At 40.5% G+C, this 11510-nt stretch carries 2 protein-coding genes; one reads left to right on the top strand and one right to left on the bottom strand.

Annotation, left to right across the window (positions count from 1 at the left end):
- Positions 1-182 precede the first annotated feature (182 nt).
- The gene (locus CJ739_RS14805) at positions 183-6485 is read left to right on the top strand and encodes a pectinesterase family protein (protein ID WP_162880228.1); all 6303 of its coding nucleotides are present in this window, start codon (positions 183-185) and stop codon (positions 6483-6485) included.
- Positions 6486-7088: 603 nt separating this feature from the next.
- Here CJ739_RS14805 and CJ739_RS14800 read toward each other — a convergent pair.
- Complete coding sequence (locus CJ739_RS14800) at positions 7089-11510, bottom strand: carboxypeptidase-like regulatory domain-containing protein (RefSeq protein WP_162880227.1); 4422 nt, start codon at positions 11508-11510, stop codon at positions 7089-7091.

The following is an 11510-nucleotide window of genomic DNA, read 5'->3' as shown; positions in this document are numbered from 1 at the left end:
GTTCTTTTGCAGTTACTTTGTATAGAACGAATGATAGAAGCCTTTCGTTTTTTAGTGAACGTTCAAGAATCCTAAAAGGTAATCACATAAATTAGATTAAATAAGGAAGAATAAACAGGATGATTTTACAGCTAAAAAATGGATTTTCTTCATCGAACCAATTAACTAAAACTAAACTAACGATGAAAAATTTACTTTTAACCAGTTGCATGTTTCTGCTTTTTCTATTTACTTCTTGGGAAGTCTCGGCACAAATAGGGAGTGCTGATATAATTGTCGCTCAAGATGGGTCAGGAGACTATTTGACCATTCAACCAGCCATTAATGCTGTTCCTAACAATAGTACGGAAAAAACAGTAATTTACATAAAAAACGGCCTTTATGATACTGAAAAACTCTACATTCCACGAGAAAAGCAAAACATTACTTTAATCGGGGAAAATAGAACAGAAACAATAATAAGTTACCATACTTATAATTGTTCTAATCAAGGCATATGCCCTGCAGAAGAATACACCAAATGGTCTTTGGACAATATGCTTACTGCCGCAACACTCACAGTGGACGCTGCTGGATTCAGAGCAGAAAACCTTACCGTTCAAAATACGGCTGGTCCAGTTGGTCAGGCGCAGGCTTTAACCATGAAACCCAGAGCGGACAAACACATATTTATAAACTGTGATATCTTGGGCTATCAGGATACCATATTTTTCTGGAATAATGGGGAAAGAGGATATTATGAAAATTGCTTGATTACCGGAAGAACGGATTATATTTATGGTGCTGGTACTGTTTTTTTCAATAAATGCGAAATCAGAAGCTGGGGAGGTGGTTGGATTACCGCACCATCTACAGCGGCTGATCAAAAATATGGGTTCGTTTTTTACGACTGTGACCTCACATATGCCTACAATAGTCCTAGATTAGGCGATGATGGCAATTTGGTTAGATTTGGGAGACCATGGCACAACTATCCAAAAGTTACGTGGCTTTATTGTGATATGACAGAAATGATTCACCCCGAAGGATGGGGAGATGAGTGGAATATGGAATATTCAGCCACCTCAGATAGTCTTGAGCTTTTCGAATATCAAAATAGAGGTATTGGTGCGGATATGAGTGGACGTGCCAATTGGGCAGGGCTACGGGCGCTTACTGATGAAGAAGCTCCGTTATATGAAATGACGGTAGTGCTTGGGGGCTGGAACCCTAAAGAGGGCGAGTTATTAGACACCTCAGCACCTACAGCACCTACGAATCTTTTTGCTTCAGGTGTAGAATCGACTAGTATAAATCTTAGCTGGACATCATCTAGTGACAATGTGGGAGTAACCGGTTATGATGTGTTTTTAGATAATGGATACCATAGCACAGTAACAGATCCTTCCGCTACTATATCTGGACTTCAACCTTCTACTTCCTATGACTTTTTTGTAAAAGCAAAAGATGCAGCGGGAAACCTCTCCGAAAGCAGTAATATCCTTACTACTTCTACCATAGCCGAAACAAATCCTAATATTTTTGCAGACATTATAGTTGCCCAAGATGGATCTGGAGATTATACCACGATACAACCAGCTATCGATGCGGTTCCAAGTAATAGTTCTCAAAGGACGGTTATTTATATTAAAAATGGACTCTATGATACTGAAAAATTATTTATACCTGCTGATAAGAAAAATATTACCTTTAGAGGCGAAAGCAGAAAGGAAACCATAATTAGCTATCACACCTATACATGTGGACAACCTATCTGTCCTGCAGAAGAAAACTTAAAATGGTCTGTTGAAAATATGAGGACTGCTGCTACACTTACAATCATTGGTGATGACTTTCATGGAGAAAACCTTACCGTACAAAATACGGCTGGTCCAGTTGGACAGGCTCAAGCTCTTACCATAAGGGGTGATAAAGTTGTGTTTGTTAACTGTGACCTTTTGGGTTATCAGGATACAATATGGTTCTGGAATGAAGGTAAGCGTGGTTATTTTGAAGGATGTCTTATCACTGGAAGAACAGATTATATTTATGGAGGTGGTATTGACTTCTTTTACCGATGCGAAATTAGAAGCTGGGGAGGTGGTTGGATTACAGCGCCATCAACTATAGAAAGCCAAAAATATGGGTTTGTATTTTATGAATGCAACCTTACATATGCAAACAATAGCCCTAGAGCAGGTGATGATGGCAATTTGGTTAGATTTGGGAGACCATGGCATGAATATCCAAAAGTAAGCTGGCTGTACTGTAACATGACGAATATGATCCATCCTGAAGGCTGGGGAGATGAGTGGAACATGACGTACTCTTCCACTTCCGATAAGCTAGAGTTGTATGAATACAAAAATGTTGGAGCCGGTGCTGATATGAGTGGTCGTGCAAACTGGGCAGGTCTTAGAGCTATGACAGATGATGAAGCACCGCTCTATGAAAGAGCAATTGTACTAGCTGGTAATGATGGTTGGGACCCATTGAATTCGGACACTGGTAATGGGGAAAGTGCCACACTAACTAAACATGGTTCAGGGTCTTCGTCACAAACGGTTGATCAGAATTCACCAATTGAAAATTTCTATTATTCATGGAAAAATGCAAGCACAGTAACAGTAACCGGACTTCCTCCTGGAATTGATATTGTGGTAGACAATACAGCTAAAACGGTTTCCTTCAGCGGAGCCCCAACCGAAGGAGGTGAATACCCTTACACCATTAAAACCGTGGGTGGAGGCACACCAGCAACACAGAACGCTGTCATTACAGTTAATTATACCGAAGAGGCTGAACTAATCAAGCACGGGGCAGGATCTTCATCTCAAACAATTGTTGTAGGAACGCCTATTCAGGATTTTTATTATAGATGGCTAAATGCAGATACGGTAGAGGTTAACAATGTCCCCGAAGGTATAAATGTTGACATTGATAATGAATTAAGACAGGTTAATTTCAGTGGTTCCCCAACAAAGGCAGGAACATTTGATTACACCATTACAACAATAGGTGGGCTTACCACAGCAACTAAAAAAGGAACCTTTACCGTTCTTGGAGTTAATGAAGCGACACTGACGAAGCACGGTTCTGGATCCTCTTTCCAAACGGTGGAGATAAACACCGCTATTACTGATTTTTATTATAACTGGACCAATGCGGTTACTGTGACTGTAGAAGGACTACCAGCAGGTGTAAATGCAGATATTGACAATATAGAAAAAGAGGTTTATATCAGCGGATTACCTTCTGAGTTGGGTACTTTTAATTTTACCATAACTACGGTTGGTGGATTGAATGAGGTCTCAAAGTCGGGTCGAATCACTGTTGAATTACCAGTATTTAGTACAGAACCTGCTTTCCCAGGTGCTGAAGGTCATGGTCGCTTTACTACCGGTGGGCGAGGCGGACAAGTAATCTATGTTAGCAATCTTAATGACTCAGGACCAGGTAGTTTACGTGAAGCGGTAAGCACCAGCGGACCAAGAATTATTATGTTTAAGGTATCTGGTATTATCGAATTACAATCTACGTTAAGTATCGTTAATGACAATCTCACTATTGCAGGACAGTCGGCACCAGGAGAAGGAATTACTATTAAAAACCATGCAGTTTATGTAGGCGCCAATAACGTCATCATCAGATATATGAGATTTAGAATGGGAGATGAAGCTCAGGCTGAAAATGATGCTATCTGGGGAAGAAACAACCAAAACATCATCATTGACCATTGCTCGATGAGTTGGAGTACAGACGAATGTTCGTCATTCTATGATAATGTAAACTTTACTATGCAGTGGTGTATTCTTTCTGAAAGTTTAAGGAATTCCATTCACGGAAAGGGAAAACACGGTTACGGTGGTATATGGGGAGGCAAAAAAGCAAGTTTCCATCATAATCTTCTAGCTCATCACGACAGTCGTAATCCAAGGATGAACGGAAGTAGATATTCAAATTTACCTAATCTCGAAGTTGTAGATTTTAGAAACAATGTACTTTACAATTGGGGAGCCAACAGCGGTTATGCTGGCGAAGGCGGTTCGTACAATTTTGTTAACAACTATTATAAACCAGGTCCGGCAACGAGTTCAAATACCAAAGAGCGTATATTTTCGCCAAATGCAGACGGAGGAACCAACAATCAGCAAGCTGGTGTTTGGGGCGTATTTTATGTGGATGGAAACTACATGAACGGAAGTCAATCTGTTACCGATGACAACTGGATAGGTATACACCCTAACCCATCTACTAAAAATAAAGAAGAGCTTAAATCATCTGTAGAGTTTAATAAAGGGCAAATAACAACACATACCGCCGTTGCTACTTTTAATCAGGTGCTTCAATATGCAGGAGCTAGTTATCAGCGTGATGGCGTAGACTCGAGAATTACACAGGAAGCATTATCTGGCACTTATACGTTCGAGGGTTCCAATGGCAGTACCAATGGACTCATAGATACTCAAAATGATGTTGGAGGGTGGCCTACTTATAATTCAGAACCTGCTCCACAGGATTCAGACAATGACGGAATGCCTGATAGTTGGGAGACTTCCCATGGACTTGATAGTTCTAATCCCAACGATGGAAGCATTAAGTCAATCAGCAGTATTTATACGAATGTAGAAGTATACCTGAATGAGCTTGTTGCACCAATAACAACTGGACAAAATGAAAATGGGACTGCCAACTATACCGAGCCTGAAGAAAATTTGGATACTACGGCGCCATCGGCTCCAACAAACCTGATAGCATCTAATATAACTGCAAACAGTATAGAATTGAACTGGGATGCGTCTTCTGATAACGTGGCTGTAGCCAACTATGATATATATGTTGATGACGTATATGTAATGACCGTAAATGAAACTACAGCAAATGTTACAGGTTTGGAAGAATCTACATCTTATAGTTTTTATGTAACCGCCAAGGATGAAGCGGGCAATGTATCTGCTAGTAGTAATGTTATTACTGCTTCAACTGTAAGTGGTGCCGATGAAACAGCTCCTTCAGCTCCAGAGAACCTTCAAGCTAACAATGTAACCGAAAACAGCATTGATTTAAGTTGGAATGCGTCATCAGATAACGTGGGCGTTACTGGATACGACATATTTGTTGACGGAGTGCTTTATACTACGGTGACGGAAACATTCACATCAGTTACTGGATTATCAGAAGCTACTTCATATGAATTTTATGTTAATGCGAAGGATGATGCTGGAAATGTTTCAGAAAATAGCGAAACAATTACAGAAACAACGCTAGATAGAACACCTCCAACGGTTCCTGCTAATCTTGTGGCTAATGGAGCAACAACAAGTAGTATAAACATTAGTTGGGATGCTTCATCAGACAATGTAGGTGTTGTTGGATATGATGTTTATGTTAATGGAGATTTGTATGCATCACCAACGGAAACTAATATTTCTGTAACTGGGTTAGATGAAGCTACTTCATACGAATTTTATGTTACTGCTAAAGATAATGCAGAGAATGTTTCTGAAGGAAGCAACACTATTTCAGAATCAACGCTTGATGGCACTGCGCCAACAATACCTCAAAATTTGACAGTATCCAATATAACTGCAATGAGTGCAGATGTTAACTGGGATGCTTCCTCTGATAATGTAGGTGTTCATGAATATGAAGTTTTCCTTGATGGTGTATATCATTCTACCGTTTCTAGCAATGCTACAACTTTAGAAGGGTTAAACCACAGTACAGCGTATTCGGTTGCTGTTGTTGCAAAAGATATGGCAGGCAATCAGTCAGCGCTTAGTGAGAGTGCTGAGTTCTATACGGTTACACCTGCGAGCTCCAATGTTGGTTTATCACAACCTATTTTGGCGTCAACCTCAAAAGGAGGTCACATAGAAGAACATGCCAATGATGGTATTGGTTCTACATATTGGGAAAGTAAAAACGGCATGCCGCAATGGATCAGAATAGATTTAGGTGTACTAACAAATGTGAGCAATGTAACTATCGACTGGGGACCTTCGTATGGTGTTGCTTATGCTATAGAATATAGCGATGATGATGTGAATTGGACTACGGAGACTTATATCAATAATGGAAACGGTGGCACCGATATCCACAATGTTTCTTTCGAAGCAAGGTATGTAAGGGTTTTTGTTGCAAATAGCTATTATAGCAAGACAGTTGAAATCTATGAATTGGGAGTGTATAGTTATGATAATACAGGTTCCATGTCAAAAGCTAAATCAAAGGAATCATCATTATCAAACAATGATGTTGAGGAAGAGCAAACATTGCTAGTTTACCCCAACCCTACCTATGATAACCTCAATGTAAATCTAGGTCAACAGTATAGAGGAGCCACAGTATTGTTTTACTCAACATCAGGACAGTTGCTTTTTATCAAGGAAGCAGTGATGGAAAAAGAGTTGGTAATTCCAGTAGATTCATATAGCGAAGGTCTTTATTTCTTAAAGATTCTTGAAAATAACCGTTCAAAACTAATTAAAGTTATCGTTAAATAGTATTGATTTTAAGTAGTTGGCTCAAAATACCCTACCATAGTGTGATGCACTATGGTAGGGTATTTTATTCCTTGTCTTAACTGGATAGAGCGGAAAAAGTAAACCACCTTATGATTCTTGGCAACAGCTTAATAAAACAGGGAACAATAGAGGAATAGCTTCTTTAATTTACCCTATTTTCTTTATTAATCACCTATAAAGCTATAAACATTTTTATAAGTTATGAGTCTCCCCTGCCCCTCTATTCAATATCTCTATCATAGATAATTTATAATATAAATCTAAAGGAGGCAGAGCCTCGAGGAATTCTATAGATTAAAATAAGTGGTATGGGAATCTTCCTTATCTTGATAGAAGAGTGACCAACAATAAAACTGTGACAATATGCTGAAATGTCTGCACAGGTGCATCAAATTAATGAACTTATATTTTTTTCATCTATCCTGGGCAATTCAAGACGCACAGGTACAAGCAAATATGCAGTAGCTTGAAAATCTTTCACATATCAGACAATCAAAATTTCCCAATAGTAATTAAGCCAGCCTCTTATCTTTGGTCTTAATTGAATTTTCGACTATTTGAATTTCTTCAAATAATCCTGAATTACTCCAAAACTATAACCCGAACTCCTTCCTTGAATCCTACAATAAATATAGAAAATTCATGGTATGCTCTTATTTTTTCCATCAGCTCTCTGGCTTCAGATAAAGAATAGGTGGAACCAATAGTGTATTTGAACATCCCGTTATGTTGGTACATGGAAATATTATCAATTCCCTTCAGGGTGGGATGGTTTGGTCCCAAAGGCACATTTGAAGCCGCCAACTGAATGCGGTATTCAATATTTGCATCCTTCGCTTCAGCTTCGGAAATATTCATGTTCTTTTCCTTTTCAAGAACAAAAATTAACAGTTCCCAAATCTTACCTTCGGTGTTTCTCTGTATCTCGAAAATCCTAACCGTACTTCCGGCTTTCAGTCCCAGATTATCCAGCTGCTCAGCATCCAACCTTGCCGTGTAAGAGCCGGCTTTTAATCCCAAGAAAGAGAGTTTTCCATCCCGGTCTGAGACCATGCTGGTGACCTGTTTCTCCTCTTTATCAAATATCCTTAAACTTATTCCCTCTAATCCCAGTTTTTCATGCCCGCTCCTTACAAAAATCTGTCCACTCATCTCCTGAAGATTTATTCTCACCCCATTCAGAAAAGAAACAATAAAGGCGTCTTCAAATCCGCTTTTCAGAACCTTATTTCTGGTCTTCCTGATCTCCTCCAGTTTTCTACTCTCACCAACAGTATATTTATAAAGGCCTTTGTGTTTATATCTTTCCACCCCTTTAAGACCCTTCAATAATTTATGAGCCACCGAAAGTTTTGGCACAGTGGCCAATACCTGAACCCTAAAGACCAGTCCCTCATCTTGAATGCCCCTAGTCGAAGCCACGGCTTCCCCGTTGGTAGCGCTGAGGAAAAATTCAATTTCAGAATTATATATATAACCTTCTTCCCCGATCTTCACCGTCATCTCCGGGTTTACAGGCTTCATCCCGATCTGCTCCAATGCTTCGGAATCCAATTTGAGTGTATAAACTCCAGGTTCCAGATTAGGAGTTACAAAAGAACCATCGGCTTCAGAAAGTATGGTAGACACATATTTTCCTGTAGTTTCGGAAATTTCCAGCGAAATTCCGCCAATTCCTTTGATAGAGGAATCCCTAAAATAGATGACTCCTCTGGCCTGCCCGCGATTCAATCTTTCATTTCCTTGGAATGGTACTACAAAAGCATCGGACAATCCTTGTGACCTAAGTACATTCTTGAATTGGTTTGCCTCTCCAAAAGACCTGAAGTTTCCTAGGGAATATTTAAACATCTCCTCATGCCAGTACTCCTCAACACCTTCAAGTCCCATAAATCGGGCGTCTGTAGTTTCCATTTGCACCTCGGATGCTGCTACCTGTACCCTAAATTTCAGACCTCCCTGCTCTTTTTCTGAAATAATCTCTGTCTGGGGTATTTCCGGTTTCTGAACTGCTTCAGAAATTAAACTGTTGGGTTTATAATCCCGTTGCGCAATTCCATTTCTTATCGACACCGCTGCCTCCACCGAAATCCGCTGCCCGTTATAATAGTGCGCAACATATGCATCTTTAAACCCGCTTTTTCTCAGCTCATTTTGAAGCCTGGCCGCCTCACTGGAAAGAGTTGTGTAACCCCACAAATAGTTATACCCCAAAAATGACTTTTCCCTTTCCACATGCTCCAAGCCCCGTAACGCCTGCTGTCCTTCAGTAAGAGGTTCTTTTGAAGTGAGGAACTGCACTTTATACACCAGACCTTCTTCGGAAACAGTCTTCTGTCCATTATAATTCTCAGATGGTTCTCCAAAAAGGTCTTCTGATTCCCTAACCTCTTCCGCAGCAATTCCATCGGGAACAGACTGGAGATCTACTGTTTCTGCCAAAAGAAATTCAAGGTTATCCACATAATCTCCTTCGCGCGTATTATTAATGACAAAGGGCAATTCCTCTTTGGTCTTCATTTTAAGCTTTTCCATCTGGGTTTTATCCACACGGGCAATATAGTCGCCCGATTGCAGTCCCATATAGCTGAAATATCCGTCTGGGGCAGAAAGCACGCTGGAAACCAATTTGCCTTCAAAATCAACAATATTTACACGTATTCCACCAATGCCATTGTGACCCAGATTGACAAAGCCGGCAACTTCTCCCATTACCTTTACCGGAACTCCTACCACTTTCATTTGGTTGGGATTGACAAAAACTTCCATACTTTCATGGTCTACCTGCCATGCAATATTTTTCAGGTTTCGTGTATCGATTTGAAAGTAGTAAGAAATGTAAGGCTCCAGACCACGAAAGAGGATGGAACCATCTGGAGTTTGCTTCCTCATTCCCCCTCCCTGAATATGTACATTTAATCCCTCAATCGATGGTTCAGACTGGTCCTTGTTTCCGTTTTCATTGAGATCCAGAAAAGGCTCGAATTTAATACTGCCCCTTCCAATCATGGGGCGATGATCAAATGCCAATGAGTTGTCACTGGGTTCAAACATAATACTTCCCCCCGCAGATTGGGAAAACGAGCTATATCCCTTGTTAACACTGCTATTCATTGCTAATCTCGTGAACCCGAGATCAAAACTGAGGCCTACATTAATATAGAACTGATCAATTCTTATGTTATGAGTATAAGACGCCTGAAAATTGACCTTTTTGAAAAGCCGCTTTCTCACCTCCCCTTCAAAGGAAGTTAATCCATCCCGGAGGTATTCGTATTCAACCTTGGGCGAGAACACGAAATTCCCGGGAAATCGAATTGAGGTAGAAAGCCTGCTATACACCAGCGGTTCACTGTATTGATTAATAAATGCTGTACTGGTAAGATTGGCACGAAGTCCCCAGGCACTTCCCGATAATAACCATTCAAGATGGGTATATGAATTATTTCGAAGCACCATCTGTTGAAAATTGACACGTGATGTGCCTGTAAATTTTCCCACCTGCAAGGGAAAGGTCAAACTTGCTTTGCGCTCTTCCAGGTAACTGAAAAGAACGGCCTCCTGCGCTTCTTCAAATTTTTTATAGGACAGCTCCAGCCGAAGACTGGAGGGGGAAGTATAACTGAAATTCCCTTTATATCCTACCTTGTGCATGTATTCACCCGAAAAAAGCATATTCGCAGGTAACCGAACAGAAGTATTCAAAAAGGGTATTACGGGGTTCTCTTCAAGGGAGGAAAGATATTCAATTCCGCCCCCAACTGTGATCCGCTCCGTAAGGCCGTAGTCTGCTCTTCCCTGAAAGAATTTACTATTATTTCCATCTTCAACCATTCCCGAGCTGACCGTGTACTGGAATTCACCAGATGACAAAAAGTTGAAGGGAATATTAAAAATTTTATTGGATATCTCTTCTTCCCCGAAGGGGCCATAGTATCGCAGGCTGACCTGGGTGCTGCCATAAGTTAGGGGCACATCAAATGAAAAGAAGCCGGAAGCATCGGCCTGGGTGTAATCAACCAGCAAATTGTTGATATAAAGCTCTACGATCCAGTCGGGTTTCGTATGGTCACTTAGAGCATATGTGCCAAAAGATCGTTTCACAAAGGTAGGCGCATTGGTTATCTGGACTCCTACTACTGGATGATAGATTGAAGAAATGGAGCGGGAGGCAATTTTACCGGCAGTAAATTGCCTAAACAATTGGTTTTGATTATTTACGTACCTCCATTGGTAGAACAGGTTTTGGGAAGTGATATCCATGCCTGAATTGTAATTAATACTTCCCGTAAATTCCCCTCCTGCCAGTAAACCTCCTAACCCGAGTCCCAGCCTGTTATAAAAAAGGCCGTCAGTCCGTTGGGTAGCATTTACATTCCATGCCGCCGTACCAAAATGAATCAATGGGCGATCTCGTAAAATGGTAGTATCGGCTGAAATCTCCCCATGTACCCTTCTAAGGTTCTCCCGCATCTGCTTTCGCTTGGCCGCTTTTACAGCAGGCAGTTCGAAATCAGGAACCAGGGTAGCCGCAAGATTACGGGAGCTGAATTCATTTTGCAGCCCAAAGATCTTGGAGAAATGATCTGATCTTAAAAACAGGGTGGTCTTGGTCCTGATCAAATCTGAGGAATCTAATTGAAAAACATTGTTTTTATAGGAAATTTGCTTTGCCGGTTCATCTATAAAGAAGGTATCTTCCTGATGCTGTAGAAATCCTTCAACGATCTTAAAATCATGGGAAGGCTCATTTTTTACCTGTAAAAATTGGAACAGACCGGTCACCGAAAAATATACTTGTTTCCCACAAAGAATGGAAGGTAGCTCAGTTTTTCCAAAATACTCCACTATAAGCGTGACCGGTACCTCATCACAGTTGTTCGATTGTGAAAATGTATGAACGGGGGAAAGTAAAACAGTAAGATAAAATATTCTTAAGCAGATTCTACTGAATGCCTTTTTGGGAATTGCAACTACAGGGGAAAAAATTGCACCAGTTCTCAA

Origin of the sequence: Mariniflexile sp. TRM1-10 (genome assembly GCF_003425985.1) — a bacterium.
In the GTDB taxonomy this organism is placed as follows: Bacteria; Bacteroidota; Bacteroidia; order Flavobacteriales; family Flavobacteriaceae; genus Mariniflexile.
The sequence above is the reverse complement of the archived record's forward strand: the minus strand, read 5'-3'. Positions and strand labels throughout refer to the sequence as shown.